Below are 18,112 nucleotides of genomic sequence, written 5' to 3' on the forward strand. Positions count from 1 at the left end.
TTCGCTCGCACTCGCCTATATCGGGAGCAGCTGCCACGCCATCCCCGCGTACACCTGCGGCGCGCGCCGCCGGGCGTTCTCGAGGGCGTCCGCGAGCGCCGCCGGGGCGTCGGTCGCGATCCCGGGGCCGTGGCCGACGAGGATCCGCTCGGGCGAGAAGCCGCCCAGTTCCTCCCGCGGCGGGCGGAGTCGAGACACCGGGTGGACGCCGAGGCGTTCGTTCCCGGCGCGGAAGAACTCGGCCGTGCCGACCGACTCGGGGACGACGAGCGTGCCGTCGTCGGGATCGTAGAGGGCGACCTCCTTCCAGAAGCGATTGTCGACGATCGTGTGTGCCTCGAGGCCGCTGTCGGAGAGCTCGTCCGAAAAGCGAGCGACGGGCGCGTCGAGGTCCTCGGTGACGCCCTCGAAGATCTGCGGGAGATAGACCGGCACGTTGTGCCGGTCGGCGATCGCTTCGGCGTCGCGCGTGTGGCGATCGAGCAGGACGACGACTCCCCGTACGTCGCCGAATTCGGCGACCAGTTCGTCGAGGCCCGCGGTATCGACGGGATCGACGAGCCAGACGTCGCCGTCGCGCTCGAGGGCGTGGCTCGCGCGTTGCATCTCCTCGTCGGGATGGGCGATCCAGCCGACGCCGCCGTCGAATCGGTCGATCTCCCGGAACTCGGTCGCGCGCTCGTCGACCTTGAGTGGCATAGCGACGGCTACGGCCGCTGCGCGTAAAAGCGTAGGCAACGCCTCTATGTCGTCGCCCCGCGTACGTCCGGCCATGCTCACCGGGCTGTCCTGGCTCGCCCTCGAGGCGAAGTACCTCGAGCCGGCGCGGTCGTTCTACGAGGAGACGCTGGCACTGTCCTGCACCGAGGAGCGCGCGGAGGAATTCGTCTTCGCCGCCGGCGAGACGGACCTCGTGGTTCGCCGGCCCGAGGCCGTCCCGCGGGGCGGGCTGCACACCCACTACGCGTTCTCGATCCCCGACGACGAGTACGACGACTGGTGGGACCGCCTGAGCGCCCAGTACGACCTCGAGGAAGCCCAGTTCGGTCCCGCGAAGTCGCTGTACCTGTACGATCCCGACGGCAACTGCGTCGAACTCGGCCAGCAGGGCGTCGAGGGGCCCGGTATCGACGGCATCTTCGAGGTCGTCCTCGAGGTCGAGGACCTCGATCACGCGGAGTCGTTCTACGCCGCGCTGGGGTTCGAGACGGTCGACGACGGCGACGCCCGCAAACGGGTCCGAATGAACGGTCCGATGGCCCTGGAGCTCTGGGAGCCCCACCTCGGCATCGCCGACGCCCGCGGCGGCGTCCACGTCGATCTGGGGTTCGAGAGCACCGAACCGACCGCAGCGCTCGAGGCGGTCAGCGACCGCGTCAGTCACGTCGATCGCGTCGACGACGAGGAAGTCGTCGTCAGGGATCCCGACGGCCATTTCCTGACGTTCACGACGTAGGGACGTGAGACCGTCGTGCGAGCCGACAGCGACCGCTACGCTCGACTGTCTGGCGGTTCTTCGCTGTCGGCTCGAGGCGGGCGAGTCAGTTCCGACTCCCGGGCCTCGGTGCGCGGAAGCGTGAAGTAGAACGTCGCGCCCTCGCCGGGTTCGGAGTCGACCCAGATGTCGCCGCCGTGGCGTTCGATGATTCGCTGACACAGCGCCAGTCCGATGCCCGAGTCCGATCCCTCCGCTGACGTGTGGGCGGTTTCGAAGACGTCGAAGATCCGCTCGGACTGCTCGGAATCGAGGCCGATTCCCCGGTCGGCGACCGCGAACTGCCACTCGTCGTCCGTCCGTTCGACGCTCACGTCCACGCGCGGGGGCTCGTCCCCGCTGTACTTGAGCGCGTTCGAGACGAGATTTCTGAACACCTGCGCGAGCTGATCCGCGTCCGCAGTCACCGTCGGGAGGTCGTCGACGGTGATCGTCGCGTCGGTCTCCTCGATCCGCGGGCGGAGGTCCGTGAGAACGTCGTCGAGGACCCCTTCGGCGTCCGTCGGCTCCAGCGGGTCCCCGCGAGTGGTGACGCGCGAGTATTCGAGGAGGTTATCGATCATCGCTCGCATCCGGTCGGCGCCGTCGACCGCGTAGTCGATGAACTCCTCGGCGTCCTCGTCGAGGTCGTCCCGGTAGCGATCCTCCAGCAGCTGGAGGTAGCTCGAGACCATTCGCAGCGGTTCCTGCAGGTCGTGGGAGACGGCGTAGGCGAACTGCTCTAAGCGCTCGTTCGACGCCTCGAGCTGTTCGACGCTCTCCGCCAGCTCCTGTTGGGTCCGTCTGAGCTCCGTCACGTCGGTGTACAGCGCGAACGCCCGCTCGCCCTCCTTCCCGACTTCGTACGGGATCACGCGAAGCTTGTAGTGCCCTCGCCCGTCGGGTCGGTCGACGGTGACCTCTCCCTGATAGATCTCGTTCTCCGCGACGTGGGTCGCCACCGCCGCTTCCGTCTCCGTCTCCCGGAGCGGGACGACCTCGAACAGGTTCTTGCCCTGGGCGTCCGCGCTCGTGTGGTCGACGAGGTCCTCGAAGACGGTATTGGCGCGATCGATCGTCGGCTCGCCGTCCGTGTACTGGATATCCGCGGCCGCGGACGGCGCGTTCTGGAACAGCGACTCGAACCGCTGCTTCTCGGTCCGGATCTCGTCCTCGATCGACTCGAGTTCCCGCGTCGTCTCCTCGAGGTCGGCGATAGATCGTTTCCGGCGGGCGGTTTCGAAGCCGACGAGGACGCCGGCCGTTCCCCCGACGAGCGCCACGAAGATCGCCTGGAACAGGACCACGTCGAACTCGATCATCGCCTCCGGTACCAGATACTGATGCGACGCGTATCCCCCGGATGCCAGCCCCGCGAGTACGTACCCGGCAACGGTATAGCGACCGATGATGCCGGCCCCGTTCGGCGCGTCGACGTTCGCGAGCGCGTAGTAGCCGATGCAGCCGAACGCGATCGAGAGCGCGACCAGCGACCACTGTCCGAGTATGGTCAACGCTAACCGCGCTTCGTGAATCCACACGTGATACGCGGAGACGACAAGCGAGAAGACGAAAATCGTCGCGACGACCGCGGTTCCGAGCCAGCTCGGAAAACGCCAGTCCATACGATTGTTTGCCACCTGTATCAGTTATAAATTGGGACGAACGCCCCGCAGAGACTGTTTCACTCGGTTCCATGTCCCATACGAGCCGGATCCGTCGAATCCGCGGACCCCCGTCTCCGACGTCCGGAGCGCTCCGACGAGCGCGCCCGCTGCCGGTCGGACGCTCCCGCAGACTGCAAGCCCGCTATTTATCGAATCCAGTGCTGTCCCAACAAACGGATCGCTCATGAGCATCGACTCAACTGAAGACCTCTTCGTATCCGGCCTCAAGCACGCGTACCACACCGAACAACGCCTCGTCGACGCCCTCGACGAACTCGAGCAGACCTCCTCGAACGAGGAACTCAAGAGCGGGTTCGCCGAGCACCGCGAGGAAACGAAGACGCACATCGATCGCATCGAGCAGGTGTTCGAACAGCTCGACGCCGACGCCGAGGCGGAGGAAGACCCCGTCGTCGAGGGGATGATTCAGGCCCACGAGGAGTTCATGGATCAGGACCCGAGCGACGAGGCCTGCGACCGGTTCAACATCGCCGCCGGCCAGAAGTCCGAACACTACGAGATCGCCACCTACGGCAACCTCATCCCGATGGCCGACCAGCTCGGGATGGACGACGCAGCCGACATGTTGGAGGAGACGCTACGCGAGGAGCAGGACGAACTCGACAGTCTCTCCAAGATGGGCGAGGAGTTCGACTACGGCGAACTGGAAGCGTCGAACTGACGGCGTCGACCCGACCCGCGTGACCCGCGCTTTTTCTCGACCGCGAGACTACAGCCGATCCGTGTCCACGTCGACGCCCGGCGGCGTCACGAGCAGGAATCCGCGGAAGTGAACGAGGTTCCCGCCCGACTCCCTGATGTCGCGGGCGAAGCCGGCGGCCAGTTGGTTGACGTCGCCCTCGACGTTGAGGACGAGCACGTTCCCCTTCGAGACCGCCTCGAGCCACTCGTCGGCGGGCGTCGACCCGTCGAGCACCCCGAGGACGATACTGCCCTCGATCTCGAGTTCCTCGTCGATGTGTTCCTCGACGGTCCGGAGGTCGAGGTCGAAATCGCTCATAGGGGGTCGGTCGAACCGGGACGAGAAAAACGTTCGCCATCAACCTTTTACTCTGCGGTCTGTCGCGCTGGCGGCAGCATAGCTGCCCCACAGCGCACCGTCCCTCGGTAAAAGGTTGATCAAAAGCACGTCGTCACCCCCTCGCCGCGCCGGTGGCGCGGTTTCGAGGGTTCCTCGGCCCGCTCGCTCACTCCGTTCGCTCGCGGTGACTATCGAATACGGACGGATCAGTCCATCGGGAACTCCTTCTGGAATCCGCGGAACTCGGTGCGGTGGGCCTCCTCGTCGGTGAGGATCGTCACCGCCACGTCCTCCGTGACGGGGTCGTTCGCGTCGTCGGCGGCCTCGATCAGCGATCGATACGTCTCGATCGCGTCGTTCTCGGCCTCGAGGACGCCCTCGATGACCGACTGGACGTCGGTGGTGTCTTCGGGGGGTTGGAGACTGTGTTGCTTGGCTTCGAACTGCTCGGAGCCCGGCGGCGACTCGTCGAGTTGCTTCAGGCGCTCCCCGAGTATCCGCGCGTGGTCGAGTTCCTCCTGGATGTCCTCCTCTAAGCTCTCTTTGACCTCCTCGGCGTGGATCCCGTCCAGCACGATCGCGTTCGAGAGGTAGTTCATCACGGTCTCGAGTTCGTCGTTGTAGGCCTCCGTCAGGAGGTCCGTGATCTCGTCGGTCGTCATGCCGGCCGACCTACCACAGCGAGCGGTAAAGACCTGCTACGCGCGCCTGCATGACGCGTTTATGGACCCCCGACCGTTCGTCGCTGATCCACAGCGGTGCGCTGCGTTCGCCCGCACGATGCAACGCGACCGACGCACAGTTACGGACATAGACGAATGGGCGCTAATAGGTCGGTATAATCGAAATGTTCGTCTCGGTTCCGATCAGGAGAGCGAGTTCTACCCAACTGTCAACCGACGAGCGCGCGCCAGCGATTCTCGAGCGTCAACGACTCGCGATCGGGGTCGACTCGGGTCGATCGCGGTCTCGCTGGCTCCCGATCGAAGTATGATAATAGGAGGTAATAGGACGAGGAAGGCCGTTGATGTCTTGCGGTTTTCGACCCCCGTCCGTTGACGTGGGTTGTGATGACTTCACACTCGAGGGTCGAGACAGCGGTAGCTTTATATACCTCGTCGCCCGTCGAATTCAGATACAATGTCTTCACAAGACGATTCGTCCTCTGACACCAGTCAGGGGGGTCGAGTTCTTCCAGGGCACGTTAGATTCCACTGACGAAATAGAGTCAGCACGTGTCTTCGATACGACCCTCCGGGACGGCGAGCAGTCGCCCGGAACTTCGTTCTCCTACGACGACAAACGGCAGATCGCGTCCATCCTGGACGACATGGGAACCCACGTTATCGAGGCGGGCTTCCCGGTCAACTCGGACGCGGAATTCGAAGCCGTTCGCGATATCGCGTCGTCGACGCAAACGACGACCTGCGGGCTAGCCCGCGTCGTCGATGCGGACATCGAGGCCGCACTCGATTCGGGTGTCGAGATGGTGCACACGTTCGTCAGCACCAGCGACGTCCAGATCGAGGACTCGATGCACGCGACGCGAGACGAAGTCGTCGAACGCGCAGTCGAATCGGTCGAGCGCGTCACTGAGACGGGAACCACCTGCATGTTCTCGCCGATGGACGCGACGCGAACTGACGAGCAGTTCCTGATCGAGATCATCGAGGCCGTCAGCGAGGCCGGCGTCGACTGGATCAACATTCCGGACACCTGCGGCGTCGCCACGCCGACCCGGTTCCGGGCCATGATCGAGAAGGTCTGTGCCCACACCGACGCGCGGATCGACGTCCACACCCACGACGACTTCGGGCTGGCCACCGCCAACGCCTTGGCCGGCATCGAAGCGGGGGCCGATCAGGCGCAGGTCTCGGTCAACTCCATCGGCGAGCGCGCGGGCAACGCCGCCTACGAGGAGTTCGTGATGGCCGTCGAGTCGCTCTACCAGACCGACACGGGGATCGACACGACGCGCATCACCGAGCTCTCGAACGTCGTCGAGGAGAAGAGCGGGATGGCGACGCCGGGCAACAAGCCCGTCGTCGGCGACAACGCCTTCTCCCACGAGAGCGGCATCCACGCCGCCGGCGTCATCGAGAACTCCGACACCTTCGAGCCCGGCGTCATGACTCCGGAGATGGTCGGCGCCGAACGCCGCCTGATCCTGGGCAAACACACCGGCACCCACTCGGTACGGGAGCGCCTCGACGAACTGGGCTTCGAGCCCACCGACGAGCAGGTCCGGGCGGTCACCCGCCGAGTCAAGGACTTCGGCGCCGAAAAGCGCCGCGTCACCGTCGACGACTTAGAGCGCTTCGCCGAAGAGGCCGGCGTCGAGCGCGAGTCCGGAGAGGAGGAGGTGCGCGTCTAAGGGATGTCCTCCCCGTTTGCCACCCACCGCGAGCCCCTGCTGTCGCGCTCGAGCCGATCGACCAGCAAGACTTGCAAGCGCGCGAAAACTCGCAAGGGTTATGTCACTCGAGCGTCCTACGAGAACGATAATGACGGTCCGCGCTTCGCTGTCGGCTCGCAGTCCGGTCGACACCAGCGCGCTCGCTCCGATTCGTATTGTAGGGGCGCCGACGCCCCACCTCTAGTACCTCGTAGCTCCGGACCCGAATTCGTCGCATCGTTCTCACAGCGACAGCAAATCCAGCAGATGACAGCATACCCGACATCCACAGCGATCGACAGCCGCCACGCGGCGGGAGGTAATCGATGAGCGAACGCGCAGCAAAGGTCACACAGGCAGACGAGGAGGAACAGGCCGACGATCAGATCACTGACAGCGCGGCTCCGGACGCGGCCCAGGAGATCGACGCCGAGTCCGAGTCGGAAACGACGCCCGAGCCCGTCACCAGCGGTGCCGAGGCGGTCGTCCGCGCGCTCGAGAACGCGGGCGTCGAGCACGCCTTCGGCGTGCAGGGCGGGGCGATCATGCCCGTCTACGACGCCCTCTACGACTCGGACATCTACCACGTGACGATGGCCCACGAGCAGGGCGCGGCCCACGCGGCCGACGCCTACGGCATCGTCTCGGGGAAGCCGGGCATCTGCCTGGCGACCTCCGGACCGGGCGCGACCAACCTCGTCACGGGACTGGCGGACGCCGACATGGACTCGGATCCGCTCGTCGCCCTGACGGGGCAGGTTCCGACGGAGTTCGTCGGCAACGACGCCTTCCAGGAGACCGACACGACGGGCGTCACGACGCCGGTCACGAAGAACAACACCTTCGCGAGCGACTCGGATCGCGTCGGCAACGACGTCAGCGAGGCGTTCGCCCTCGCCAGCGAGGGTCGACCGGGCCCGACGCTGGTCGACCTGCCCAAGGACATCACCAACGGCGAGACCGACCGCGAGCCCGACGCGCCCGCGGTTCCCGACACCTACGAGGTCCAGGAGCGGGCCGACGAGGAGCTCGTCGACGCCGCGGCCGAGCGGCTCGAGAACTCGAACAGACCCGTCATGCTGCTCGGCGGCGGCGTCATCAAGGGCGAGGCCAGCGAGGCCTGCCGGGAGTTCGCCATCGAACACGAGATTCCGGTCATCACCACGATGCCCGGTCTCGGCGCGTTCCCCGAGGATCACGAGCTGTCGCTCGAGATGGCGGGGATGCACGGCACCGGCTACGCCAACATGGCGATCACCCACTGCGACACGCTGATCGGGATCGGGACTCGGTTCGACGACCGCCTGACCGGCGGGATCGAGACCTTCGCGCCCGACGCGGAGCTGATCCACGTCGACATCGATCCCGCGGAGATCTCGAAGAACATCCACGCGGACTACCCGCTGGTCGGCGACGCCGAAACCGTCGTCGAGCAGCTGGCCGCGGCCGTCGACGAGTCGCCCGAGGCGACGAAGTGGCGCGCTCAGTGCCAGCAGTGGAAGTCCGACTACTCGATGGCCTACGACGCGCCCGAGGACGAGCCGGTCCAGCCGGAGTTCGTCGTCGAAGCCTTGGACGAGGCGACCGACGACGACACCATCGTGACGACCGGCGTCGGCCAACACCAGATGTGGGCCTGCCAGTACTGGACGTTCACCGAGCCCCGCACGTGGGTCTCGAGTCACGGGCTCGGGACCATGGGCTACGGGCTGCCGGCGGCGATCGGCGCCCGGATCGCGGCCGACGACGATCAGGACGTCGTCTGTATCGACGGCGACGGCTCGTTCCTGATGACGATGCAGGGGCTCTCCGTGGCCGTTCGCGAGAATCTGGACATCACGGTCGCCGTGCTCAACAACGAGTACATCGGGATGGTCCGACAGTGGCAGGACGCCTTCTTCGAGGGCCGCCACTCCGCGTCGGACTACCACTGGATGCCCGAGTTCGACAAGCTGGCCGAGGCCTTCGGCGCGGCCGGCTTCCGCATCGACGACTACGACGAGGTCGCCGACACCATCGAGGACGCGCTGGCCTACGACGGCCCCTCGGTGATCGACGTCCACATCGATCCCGAGGCCAACGTCTTCCCGATGGTGCCAAGCGGCGGCGACAACGGACAGTTCGCACTGACGGAGGATCAGCTATGAAACGCGGATTAGAGGGCCCACCGCCGGAGGACCGACCGACCCCCGCGGGTCGACGCAACAAGCAGGGCATTCGCATCGACCCCGAGGTCGAAGCGACCCACGAGCCCCGGCGCACCGTCATCTCCGCGCTGGTCGAACACGAACCCGGCGTGCTCTCGGACGTCTCGGGACTGTTCTCGAGGCGGCAGTTCAACATCGAGAGCCTGACCGTCGGGCCGACGAAAGACGAGGACCGCGCGCGGATCACGGTCGTCGTCGAGGAGCCCGATCCCGGCATCGACCAGATCAAGAAACAGCTGCGAAAGCTGGTGCCGGTGATCTCGGTGCGCGAGCTCGAGCCCGACGCGATGCAGCGGGAGCTGGCGCTGATCAAGGTCGACGCCGACGATCCCGCACAGGTCCACGCCGTCGCGGACATGTACGACGCGACGACCGTCGACTCGAGTCCGGAAACGGCGACCTTCGAGATCACGGGCGCCCGCAAGAAGATCGAGGCCGCGGTCGAGACGTTCGGCCAGTTCGGCATCCGCGAGATCTCGCGGACCGGGACGACGGCGCTCGCTCGCGGCACCGAGGAGACCGCGGCGCCCGTGAGCGCGACGGAATCGGCCGCCGACGAGGCGAACCACGACGAACCATACCAGACAGCTGACGATGACTGACGAATTCACCACCGACATCTACTACGACGACGACGCAGACGTATCGACGCTCGACGACGAGACCGTGGCCGTGCTGGGCTACGGGAGCCAGGGCCACGCCCACGCGCTGAACCTCCACGACAGCGGCGTGGACGTGGTCGTCGGCCTGCGGGAGGGGTCGTCCTCGCGCTCGGCCGCCGAAGCCGACGGCCTCGAGGTCGCGACGCCGGCCGACGCCGTCGCCCAGGCCTCCTACGTCTCCGTGCTGGTCCCCGACACCGTTCAGGCCGACGTCTACGAGAACGACATCGAACCCAACCTCGAGGAAGGAGATACGCTCCAGTTCGCCCACGGGCTGAACATCCACTACAACCAGATCCAGCCCCCCGAGGGCGTCGACGTGACGATGGTCGCGCCGAAGAGCCCAGGCCACCTCGTCCGCCGCAACTACGAGAACGACGAGGGGACGCCCGGCCTGCTGGCGATATATCAGGACACGACCGGCGACGCCGAGGAGCGCGCCCTCGCGTACGCGAAGGGAATCGGCTGTACCCGCGCCGGCGTCATCGAGACGACGTTCCAGGAAGAGGTCGAGTCCGACCTCTTCGGCGAGCAGGCCGTCCTCTGTGGCGGCGTCACCTCGCTGGTCAAACACGGCTACGAGACGCTGGTCGACGCGGGCTACTCGCCCGAAATCGCCTACTTCGAGTGTCTCAACGAGCTCAAACTGATCGTCGACCTGATGTACGAAGGCGGGAACATGGAGATGTGGAACTCCGTCTCCGACACCGCCGAATACGGCGGTCTCACCCGCGGTGACCGGATCGTCGACGATTCGGTTCGGGAGAACATGGAAGAGGTCCTCGAGGAGGTCCAGAACGGCGAGTTCACGCGCGAGTGGATCGTCGAGAATCAGGCCGGTCGACCGAGCTACACCCAGCTTCGGAACGCCGAGCAGAACCACGACATCGAGGAGGTCGGTGAACGGCTGCGCGGCCTGTTCGCCTGGGCCGAGGAGGAAGCGGAAACGGAAGAAGAAGACGAGTCCGTCCAGGTGGAGGCGGACGACTGATCGACAACGACCAATGAGCAACAACGAACCGACGACAGACACGATGGCTGACGTCAGCCACACGAACCCCTACACCGGAGAGACGGTCGGGCGGCTGTTCAGTCGCGGTCCGACGGTCGCCACCGACGGTGGCCGAGACGCGACGGAGCCCACCGAACGCACAGACGACGAACCGAACGACACGATGGCGGACGTGGATCACACGCCGCCACAGGACGCCGAGGACGCGAACCGCGTCTTCGAGCGCGGACGGGACCACCCCGTAGAGGACGAGGAATGAGCGAGGGCACACTGTACGACAAGGTCTGGGATCGACACAAAGTTACGACGCTGCCGACCGGACAGGACCAACTGTTCATCGGCCTCCACCTCATCCACGAGGTGACGAGCCCGCAGGCGTTCGGGATGCTCCGCGAGCGCGACCTCGAGGTCGCCTACCCCGAACTGACCCACGCGACGGTCGACCACATCGTCCCGACGGCCGACCAGTCCCGGCCCTACGAGGAGGACGCGGCCGAGGAGATGATGGCCGAACTCGAGGAGAACGTCCGCGAGGCGGGCATCGAGTTCTCCGACCCGACGACGGGCGATCAGGGGATCGTCCACGTCATCGGACCGGAGCAGGGACTGACCCAGCCCGGCAAGACGATCGTCTGCGGGGACTCCCACACCTCCACCCACGGCGCCTTCGGCGCGCTCGCGTTCGGCATCGGGACCTCCCAGATCCGGGACGTGCTCGCGACGGGGACCGTCGCCATGGAGAAACAGAAGGTCCGCAAGATCCAGGTCGACGGCGAGCTCGGCGACGGCGTCGAGGCCAAGGACATCATCCTCGAGATCATCCGCCGACTCGGCACCGAGGGCGGCGTCGGCTACGTCTACGAGTACGCCGGCGAAGCCATCGAGTCGCTGGGTATGGAGGGTCGGATGTCGATCTGTAACATGTCCATCGAGGGCGGTGCCCGCGCGGGCTACGTCAATCCCGACGAGACCACCTACGAGTGGCTCGAGGAGACGGACTACTTCCAGGAGAACCCGGAGAAGTTCGAGGAACTCAAGCCGTACTGGGAGTCCATCCGCTCCGACGAGGACGCCGAGTACGACGACGTCGTTCACATCGACGCGAACGAACTCGAGCCGGTCGTCACCTGGGGGACCACGCCCGGACAGGGCGTCGGTGTCACCGACCCGATTCCGGCACCCGAAGACCTGCCCGAGGAGAAACAGGACACGGCCCGACGCGCCCAGGAACACATGCGCGTCGAGCCCGGCGACACGATGGAAGGCTACGACATCGACGTGGCCTTCCTCGGCTCCTGTACGAACGCCCGCCTGCCGGACCTGCGACGCGCCGCCCGGATCGTCGAGGGCCGAGAGGTCGCCGACGACGTCCGCGCGATGGTCGTCCCCGGCAGCCAGCGCGTCCAGGAGGCCGCCGAAGAGGAAGGGCTGAAGGACATCTTCGAGGAAGCCGGCTTCGAGTGGCGCAACGCCGGCTGTTCGATGTGTCTCGGCATGAACGAGGACCAACTCGAGGGCGACGAGGCCTGCGCCTCCTCCTCGAACCGGAACTTCGTCGGCCGCCAGGGCTCGAAGGACGGGCGGACCGTCCTGATGAACCCGCGGATGGTCGCCGCGGCGGCGATCACCGGCGAGGTCTCTGACGTGCGCGATCTGAAGGAGGTGAACCTGGCGTGAGCGACGAAGTCGAGATTCCGGAAGTGAACTACGTCTCCGGCTCGGGCGTCCCGATTCGGGGCAACGACATCGACACCGACCAGATCATCCCGGCGCGGTTCATGAAGGTCGTCACCTTCGACGGACTGGGCGAGTTCGCGTTCTTCGACGTCCGGTTCGACGACGACGACAACCCCAAGGACCACCCGATGAACGAGGAGCGCTTCCAGGACTCCTCGGTGATGGTCGTCAACAGCAACTTCGGCTGTGGCTCCTCGCGCGAGCACGCGCCCCAGGCCCTGATGCGCTGGGGCATCGACGCGATCATCGGCGAGAGCTTCGCCGAGATCTTCGCCGGCAACTGTCTGGCCCTCGGCATCCCGACCGTCACGGCCGACAGCGAGACGATCCAGGACCTGCAGGACTGGGTCGACGAGCACCCCGACGGCGAGATCGACATCGACGTCGAGGCCGAGGAGGTCACCTACGGCGGGCAGACGATCGACGTCACCGTCGACGACGCCCAGCGCAAGGCCCTCGTTGAGGGCGTCTGGGACACGACGGCGCTGATGAAGTCCAACGCCGGCGCGGTCGCCGAGTTGGCCCGGGAACTGCCGTACGTCGACGACGCGGCGATCCCCGAAGCCGAGTAACGCGCTCGAGGCGCTCGTTCGCCGTTTTTCCGTTTACGAAAACCGGACAGAGACGTCTCGACCGTCCGTTCGTCCGGCAGGGGTCCTCGCTCGAGCGTCCGAAGTCGAGCGATTCGCTATCATACCGGAAGCGGCAGACCCGTGCCGGCACCGCTACCGCTTTCGGCGCCAGTCCGCAACGTCAGGTATGTCTCGGAACCGCGATATCGCGATGTTTCTGTCCTTGGCCGTCCTGTGGGGATTCTCCTTTCCGGCGATTTCGGTCGGCCTCGAGTCGCTCCCGCCGTTGCTCTTCGCGGCGGCTCGGTACGATATCGCAGCGGTCCTGCTGCTGGCCGCGGCCGTCGTCCGGGTCGAGCGGTGGCGCCCGACCGCACGGAACGATCTGGCGGCCGTCGCGGGCGGCGGCGTCTTCCTCATCGCCGGCAACGGCCTCCTCTTCCTGGGCCAGCAGACGGTCCCCAGCGGCGTCGCCGCGATCCTGCAGGGACTGGTCCCGATCCTGACCGCGCTGTGGGCGATTCCGCTGCTGGGCGAGCGGCTCACGGGGCTCGGAGCCGTCGGCGCCGCCGTGGGCTTTCTCGGCGTCGGACTGGTCGTTCAGCCCGATCCCGGTAATCTACTGGCGGGCGACACCGCCGCGCGGCTGCTCATCGTCGGCCAGGTGTGCAGCGTCGCGCTCGGCGGCGTCCTCATCCAGCGGGCCGGCCCGACGCTCGAGCAGCTCCCGCTGGTCGGCTGGTCGATGCTCGTCGGGGGCCTCGTCCTGCACACCGTGAGCCTCGGTACCGGCGAGTCGCTCGGCGCCGCCGTGATCGGTCCCGTCTCGCTGACCGCCCTGCTCTACCTCGGCGTCTTCGCGACCGCCCTCGCCTTCATGCTCTACTTCACGATCCTCGAGGAACACGGCGCGTTCGAGGCGGCGCTGATCGGCTACCTGGTGCCGATCGTCGCGACGATCGCCGGCGTCGTCCTGCTCGACGAGTCGGTCGGCTCGCTGACGGTCGCCGGCTTCGCGCTGGTCGCCGTCGGCTTCGCCCTGCTCAAGCGCCGAACCATCGCCGACGCGGTGGGGCTCTCGAGCGGCGTCGGCAGTCCGTGACGCGTCGTCGCGTAGGGGCTCGTCGAGCGGACTCGCGTCGCTGATGCCGTAGCGGCGCCGCCTATCGGTCGTCAGTGGCTCCCGCGTCGGCGTCCGCGACGAATCGCCCGGCAGTCAGTATTCCGCCGATCGTTCCCGCGATTCCGGCCGGGACGCCGAAGCCGGGGGTGCCGTCGTCTGCACCGGTATCGCCGCCGGCTTCGTCCGTCTCGTTCGTCTCGTCCGTCTCGTTTGAATCCTCCTCGTCATCCACGCCGTCCTCGTCGTCCGTCCCGTCCGTTTCGTTCTCGGTGACGATCGCCAACTCGTCGTCGACCTCGAAGGAGCCCTCGAGACGGAGATCGCGAGACGATCGGCCGACGGCGACGTCGAAGGCTCCGGGTTCGACGACCCACTCGCCGTCGTCCGCGTCGTAGAACGCGAGATCGTCGCGGTCGACGCGGAGCGTCACTCGCTCGCTCTCGCCGGCGGTCACGGAGACCTTCTCGATCGCGGCGAGCTCTCGCTGCGGGCGGTCGACGCTCGCGTCGACGTCACTGACGTACAGCTGGACGGCCTCTCTCCCGTCGCAGTCGCCGTCGTTTGCGACGGTGAGGGAGACGTCGAGGCCGTCGTCGTCCGCCGCCAGCTCGAGGTCCGAGTACGCGAACTCGGCGTACGACTCGCCGTGGCCGAAGGGGAACAGCGGCTCGATGTCGCGTTCGTCGAAGTGACGGTAGCCGACGAAGACGCCCTCGTCGTAGTGCACCGTCCCGTCGACGCCGGGGTACGCCCGCGCGTCGTTGGGGACGACGTCGATCTCGCCCGGAAGGTAGTCCTCGAGGTCACGCGCGAACGTTACGGGCGACTTTCCGGACGGCGTCACGCGTCCGAACAGGAGGTTCGCGACGGCCGTTCCGGCCTCCTGACCGGGGAACCAGAGCTGGAGGATCGACGGGACCGAATCGACCCACGGCATCGCGACCGGCGATTCGGTGTTGAGGAGGACGACGGTCTCGTCGTTCGCGTCGGCGACCCGCTCGACGAGCGCGTTCTGGTTGCTCGGGAGCGCGAACTGCACGCGGTCGTCGCCGTAGGTGGTGTTCGACTGCGCGAGAACGACGGCCACGTCCGCGTCGCCGGCGGCCGCGACCGCGTCGTCGAGGGCGGCGGGCGGGTTCCACTCGAGCCGGACGGGCGAGCCGCCGACCGCTTCGACGCGGACGTCGTATTCGACCCCTTCCTCGAGGTCGACCGCGGTCCGGACGGTGTTCGGACCGGCGAACCCGCCGCCCAGGTTCTCCGTCACGACGTCACCGTCGACGAAGAGGGTACTCTCCCCCTGGCTGGTGAGCGCGAATCCGAACGAGCCCGACTCGGGTGCGGTTACCGTCCCTTCCCAGACGGCGGCCCCGGCGTCGCCGTCGAAGTCGACGGCCGAGACCGATCCGGTCTCGGTCGGTTCGCCGTCGACGTCGTCGCCGTCGTAGTACTCGGAGGCGAACCCGTCGTCGGCTTCGATGAGCTCTCGACGGTCCGTCTCGACGGCCGTCACGTCGACCTCCGTCCCGACGACCTCCTCGATCCCCGCGACGGGCCCGCGACGGCGGATAGCTGGGACGGCGTCGCTCCCGCCGACGCTGTTCTCGAACTCCTCCGGGGACGGCCCGACGAGCGCGATGTCGTCGATCTCGGCCTCGTCCAGCGGGAGGACGTCGTCCTCGTTTTGCAGGAGCACCGTCCCCTCCTCGGCCATCCGCTCGGCGAGGTCGAAGTGCTCGTCGGTCCCGTGGGCGGGCTCGCTCCCGATCCGGTCGCCCTCGAGCGCGCCGATTTCGGCCTGCGACCGCAGCGTGCGACGGACCATCTGGTCAACGACGGACTCGTCGAGGTCGCCGGCTTCCACGGCCTCGGCTAGCGTCTCTCCGAAGTACTCCGCGCTCGGCATCTCCACGTCCAGACCGGCCTCGGCGGCGTCGACCGTGCTGTGGGTGCCTCCCCAGTCCGAAACGACGAACCCGTCGAATCCCCACTCGTCTCTGAGCACGTCGGTCAGCAGTTTCGGGTGTTCCGAGGAGAACGTCCCGTTGATCCGGTTGTACGCCGGCATGACCGCACCGGCGTCCCCCTCCGTGACGCCGGCCTCGAACGGCGGGAGGTAGATCTCGCGGAGCGCCCGTTCGCCGACGCGCACGTCGTGTTCCGACGTCGAATAGTAGTCGTAGACGTCCCCCGTCGACCGCGTCTGGTTGTACGCGACGAAGTGTTTCAGCGTCGCGACGACCCCCTCCGACTGCACGGCGCCGGTGTACGCCGCGGCCATCCTCGAGGCGAGGTACGGGTCCTCGCCGTAGGTCTCGCCGGCGCGGCTGTGCAGCGGGACTCTGAAGGTATCCATCGACGGCCCGAGGAGCACCGAGACGTCGAGGGCCTTCGCCTCGCGGGCGATCGCTCTCCCCTCCGATTCGATCAGCGTCGGATCGAACGTCGACGCCGCCGCGATCGGATGCGGAAAGTCCGTCGCGGGCTCGGCGGCGACGACCCCGGTCGGCGAGTCCGCCATCCCCATTCCCGGGACGTCGAGCCGTTCGACGCCCTGCAGATAGCCGGCGATCCCCTCCGGACCGCCGTCGGCGCCATGGGTCCGACTCACCTTCTCCTCGAGCGTCATCTCCTCGACGATCGATGCTGGGTCGTCCTCACCGGCCGCGACACTCCCTGCACCGACCGTCCCGAATAACAGGCTCGTCGATGCCAGGGCGCCGGTTTTCAGTGCGGTTCGTCGGGTAAGTCGCGCGTCCGAACGCGATCGATCATCCTCCATCATAGTTCAACCGCGATCGTTTACAAGGATGTTAATAAAAATTCATGGTGGGTTGAGCATAGTTGACAATAGTCGCGGAGATATCGATCCGCTGCCGACATGATTTAAGGTAGCCGGGGAGTTATTTGACGGAAATCGCGGGTATCGGCGGCGGCCGAACGTCCGATATTCCGCGGGCCGCGGGTCGGGCGCGCGGTGGCCGAGTCGGGGACGCCCGCCGGAGCACCGATCGCCGGCGGTCTCCCGGGTCGCGGTATCGATACCCTCTTTTCGGCCGGCCAGAGACTATCTGTCATGACTCACGAAATCGCCGTCATCCCGGGCGACGGAATCGGGCAGGAAGTCACCCCCGCCGCGGTCGAAGTCCTCGAGGCCCTCGAGATCGACTTCGAGTTCGTCGAGGCGGACGCGGGCGACGCAGTGAAGGAGGAGACGGGCGAGGCGCTCCCCCAGGAGACCTACGATCTGGCGGCGTCGGCCGACGCGACGCTGTTCGGCGCGGCCGGCGAGACCGCGGCCGACGTGATCCTGCCGCTCCGGACGGCGGTCGACTCGTTCGTCAACATTCGACCCGCCAAGGCGTACCCGGGTATCGACGCCGTCCGACCCGAGACGGATCTGGTCTTCCTCCGCGAGAACACGGAGGGCGTCTACTCGGGAATCGAGGACCGACTGACTCGGGACGTCTCGACGCTCACTCGCGTCGTCACCGAGTCCGCTTCGGAGCGACTCGCCGAGTTCGCCTGCGACTACGTCTCGGGCGACGAGCACGACGGCTTCACGATCGCCCACAAGGCCAACGTCATGCGCGAGACGGACGGCCTCTTCCGCGACACCGTCAAATCCGTCGCCGACGAGAACGGCGTCGAGACCGACGAGGTGCTGATGGACGCCTTCGCGACGCGGGTCTGTCTCGACCCCGAGCAGTTCGACGTCGTCGTCTGCCCGAACCTCGCGGGCGACGTGCTCTCCGATCTGGCCGCGGGCCTCGTCGGCGGTCTCGGCCTCCTGCCCTCGGCCAACGTCGGCCCCGAGCGCGGCCTGTTCGAACCCGTCCACGGCACCGCGCCCGACATCGCCGGCGAGGGCGTCGCGAACCCGGCCGCGACGATCATCTCCGCCGCGATGCTGCTCGAGTATCTCGGCTACGACGAGGAGAGCGAGGCCGTCCACGCTGCCGTCGAGGACACGCTCGAGAACGGCCCCCGGACGCCGGATCTGGGCGGCGACGCCTCGACCGAGGACGTGACCGAGGCGATCATCGAACGACTCTAGCGGCGACGCGGACGGATCCGATCGTCCCGACCGACAAATCGATCAGATTCGATCAGAGTCCGGCATATTCTTACTCGGGTGCGAATTAGTCGTTCGGAACTGGCGTCGATCAGGGATTTTTTGGCCGTACGATCGAGCTACCGGTCGCGATTCGAGGCCTAGGG

General features: G+C 66.8%; 16 protein-coding genes. 11 read left to right on the forward strand and 5 right to left on the reverse strand.

Translation table 11 applies throughout. The features are described from left to right. Positions 1–15 precede the first annotated feature (15 nt). The gene (locus WD430_RS12500) at positions 16–699 is read right to left on the reverse strand and encodes a hypothetical protein (RefSeq protein ID WP_339102773.1); all 684 of its coding nucleotides are present in this window, start codon (positions 697–699) and stop codon (positions 16–18) included. A 73-nt stretch (positions 700–772) separates the two neighbouring features. Here WD430_RS12500 and WD430_RS12505 point away from each other — a divergent pair, with 73 nt between their 5' ends. Then, entirely contained in the window at positions 773–1,456 is a 684-nt protein-coding gene (locus WD430_RS12505) for a VOC family protein (protein WP_339102774.1), read from the forward strand. A gap of 35 nt (positions 1,457–1,491) precedes the next feature. Here WD430_RS12505 and WD430_RS12510 read toward each other — a convergent pair whose 3' ends face one another. Then, complete coding sequence (locus WD430_RS12510; protein WP_339102775.1) at positions 1,492–3,099, reverse strand: ATP-binding protein; 1,608 nt, start codon at positions 3,097–3,099, stop codon at positions 1,492–1,494. A 226-nt stretch (positions 3,100–3,325) separates the two neighbouring features. Between WD430_RS12510 and WD430_RS12515 the strand changes: the two genes are divergently transcribed. Further along, the gene (locus tag WD430_RS12515) at positions 3,326–3,823 is read left to right on the forward strand and encodes a DUF892 family protein (RefSeq protein ID WP_339102776.1); all 498 of its coding nucleotides are present in this window, start codon (positions 3,326–3,328) and stop codon (positions 3,821–3,823) included. A 48-nt stretch (positions 3,824–3,871) separates the two neighbouring features. Here WD430_RS12515 and WD430_RS12520 read toward each other — a convergent pair whose 3' ends face one another. Continuing rightward, on the reverse strand, positions 3,872–4,162 hold the full coding sequence (locus tag WD430_RS12520) for a DUF5779 family protein (protein ID WP_339102777.1): 291 nt from the start codon (positions 4,160–4,162) through the stop codon (positions 3,872–3,874). 227 nt (positions 4,163–4,389) lie between these two features. Next, positions 4,390–4,845, reverse strand: a complete 456-nt coding sequence (locus WD430_RS12525) for a ferritin-like domain-containing protein (protein ID WP_339102778.1) — start codon at positions 4,843–4,845, stop codon at positions 4,390–4,392. 503 nt (positions 4,846–5,348) lie between these two features. Here WD430_RS12525 and WD430_RS12530 point away from each other — a divergent pair. The 8 genes from WD430_RS12530 to WD430_RS12565 all read left to right on the forward strand — a co-directional run bounded on the left by WD430_RS12530 (position 5,349) and on the right by WD430_RS12565 (position 13,870). Further along, positions 5,349–6,557 (forward strand): 2-isopropylmalate synthase, encoded by a 1,209-nt coding sequence (locus tag WD430_RS12530; protein ID WP_339105819.1) that lies wholly within the window; start codon positions 5,349–5,351, stop codon positions 6,555–6,557. A gap of 347 nt (positions 6,558–6,904) precedes the next feature. Next, positions 6,905–8,725 carry a biosynthetic-type acetolactate synthase large subunit gene (ilvB, locus tag WD430_RS12535; RefSeq protein WP_339102779.1) on the forward strand — a complete coding sequence of 607 codons (1,821 nt, stop codon included), beginning with the start codon at positions 6,905–6,907 and terminating at the stop codon, positions 8,723–8,725. Further along, on the forward strand, positions 8,722–9,387 hold the full coding sequence (gene ilvN, locus WD430_RS12540; protein ID WP_339102780.1) for an acetolactate synthase small subunit: 666 nt from the start codon (positions 8,722–8,724) through the stop codon (positions 9,385–9,387). The genes ilvB and ilvN overlap by 4 nt, the downstream gene beginning before the upstream one ends. Then, positions 9,380–10,438 carry a ketol-acid reductoisomerase gene (gene ilvC, locus WD430_RS12545; protein ID WP_339102781.1) on the forward strand — a complete coding sequence of 353 codons (1,059 nt, stop codon included), beginning with the start codon at positions 9,380–9,382 and terminating at the stop codon, positions 10,436–10,438. The genes ilvN and ilvC overlap by 8 nt, the downstream gene beginning before the upstream one ends. Positions 10,439–10,451: 13 nt before the next feature. Beyond that, positions 10,452–10,718, forward strand: a complete 267-nt coding sequence (locus WD430_RS12550) for a hypothetical protein (protein WP_339102782.1) — start codon at positions 10,452–10,454, stop codon at positions 10,716–10,718. Beyond that, positions 10,715–12,136 (forward strand): 3-isopropylmalate dehydratase large subunit, encoded by a 1,422-nt coding sequence (leuC, locus tag WD430_RS12555; RefSeq protein WP_339102783.1) that lies wholly within the window; start codon positions 10,715–10,717, stop codon positions 12,134–12,136. Before WD430_RS12550 ends, leuC begins: the two co-directional genes overlap by 4 nt. Continuing rightward, positions 12,133–12,768 (forward strand): 3-isopropylmalate dehydratase small subunit, encoded by a 636-nt coding sequence (gene leuD, locus WD430_RS12560; RefSeq protein WP_339102784.1) that lies wholly within the window; start codon positions 12,133–12,135, stop codon positions 12,766–12,768. Before leuC ends, leuD begins: the two co-directional genes overlap by 4 nt. A gap of 187 nt (positions 12,769–12,955) precedes the next feature. Continuing rightward, entirely contained in the window at positions 12,956–13,870 is a 915-nt protein-coding gene (locus WD430_RS12565; protein WP_339102785.1) for an EamA family transporter, read from the forward strand. Between the two features lie 61 nt (positions 13,871–13,931). On the opposite strand, the gene WD430_RS12570 is transcribed toward WD430_RS12565, so the two are convergent. After that, the gene (locus tag WD430_RS12570) at positions 13,932–16,676 is read right to left on the reverse strand and encodes a glycoside hydrolase family 3 N-terminal domain-containing protein (protein WP_339102786.1); all 2,745 of its coding nucleotides are present in this window, start codon (positions 16,674–16,676) and stop codon (positions 13,932–13,934) included. A 291-nt stretch (positions 16,677–16,967) separates the two neighbouring features. Between WD430_RS12570 and leuB the strand changes: the two genes are divergently transcribed. Continuing rightward, positions 16,968–17,948 carry a 3-isopropylmalate dehydrogenase gene (leuB, locus tag WD430_RS12575; RefSeq protein WP_339102787.1) on the forward strand — a complete coding sequence of 327 codons (981 nt, stop codon included), beginning with the start codon at positions 16,968–16,970 and terminating at the stop codon, positions 17,946–17,948. Positions 17,949–18,112: the final 164 nt, after the last annotated feature.

The sequence above is a fragment of the Haloterrigena sp. KLK7 genome, from assembly GCF_037914945.1.
Lineage (GTDB): Archaea > Halobacteriota > Halobacteria > Halobacteriales > Natrialbaceae > Haloterrigena > Haloterrigena salinisoli.

Excerpts from the sequence above, each read along its gene's own strand:
- WD430_RS12500 (WP_339102773.1), bottom strand. The coding sequence starts at position 699 with ATGCCACTCAAGGTCGACGAGCGCGCGACCGAGTTCCGGGAGATCGAC.
- WD430_RS12505 (WP_339102774.1), top strand. The coding sequence starts at position 773 with ATGCTCACCGGGCTGTCCTGGCTCGCCCTCGAGGCGAAGTACCTCGAG.
- WD430_RS12510 (WP_339102775.1), bottom strand. The coding sequence starts at position 3,099 with ATGGACTGGCGTTTTCCGAGCTGGCTCGGAACCGCGGTCGTCGCGACG.
- WD430_RS12515 (WP_339102776.1), top strand. The coding sequence starts at position 3,326 with ATGAGCATCGACTCAACTGAAGACCTCTTCGTATCCGGCCTCAAGCAC.
- WD430_RS12520 (WP_339102777.1), bottom strand. The coding sequence starts at position 4,162 with ATGAGCGATTTCGACCTCGACCTCCGGACCGTCGAGGAACACATCGAC.
- WD430_RS12525 (WP_339102778.1), bottom strand. The coding sequence starts at position 4,845 with ATGACGACCGACGAGATCACGGACCTCCTGACGGAGGCCTACAACGAC.
- ilvB (WP_339102779.1), top strand. The coding sequence starts at position 6,905 with ATGAGCGAACGCGCAGCAAAGGTCACACAGGCAGACGAGGAGGAACAG.
- ilvN (WP_339102780.1), top strand. The coding sequence starts at position 8,722 with ATGAAACGCGGATTAGAGGGCCCACCGCCGGAGGACCGACCGACCCCC.
- ilvC (WP_339102781.1), top strand. The coding sequence starts at position 9,380 with ATGACTGACGAATTCACCACCGACATCTACTACGACGACGACGCAGAC.
- WD430_RS12550 (WP_339102782.1), top strand. The coding sequence starts at position 10,452 with ATGAGCAACAACGAACCGACGACAGACACGATGGCTGACGTCAGCCAC.
- leuC (WP_339102783.1), top strand. The coding sequence starts at position 10,715 with ATGAGCGAGGGCACACTGTACGACAAGGTCTGGGATCGACACAAAGTT.
- WD430_RS12565 (WP_339102785.1), top strand. The coding sequence starts at position 12,956 with ATGTCTCGGAACCGCGATATCGCGATGTTTCTGTCCTTGGCCGTCCTG.
- WD430_RS12570 (WP_339102786.1), bottom strand. The coding sequence starts at position 16,676 with ATGATGGAGGATGATCGATCGCGTTCGGACGCGCGACTTACCCGACGA.
- leuB (WP_339102787.1), top strand. The coding sequence starts at position 16,968 with ATGACTCACGAAATCGCCGTCATCCCGGGCGACGGAATCGGGCAGGAA.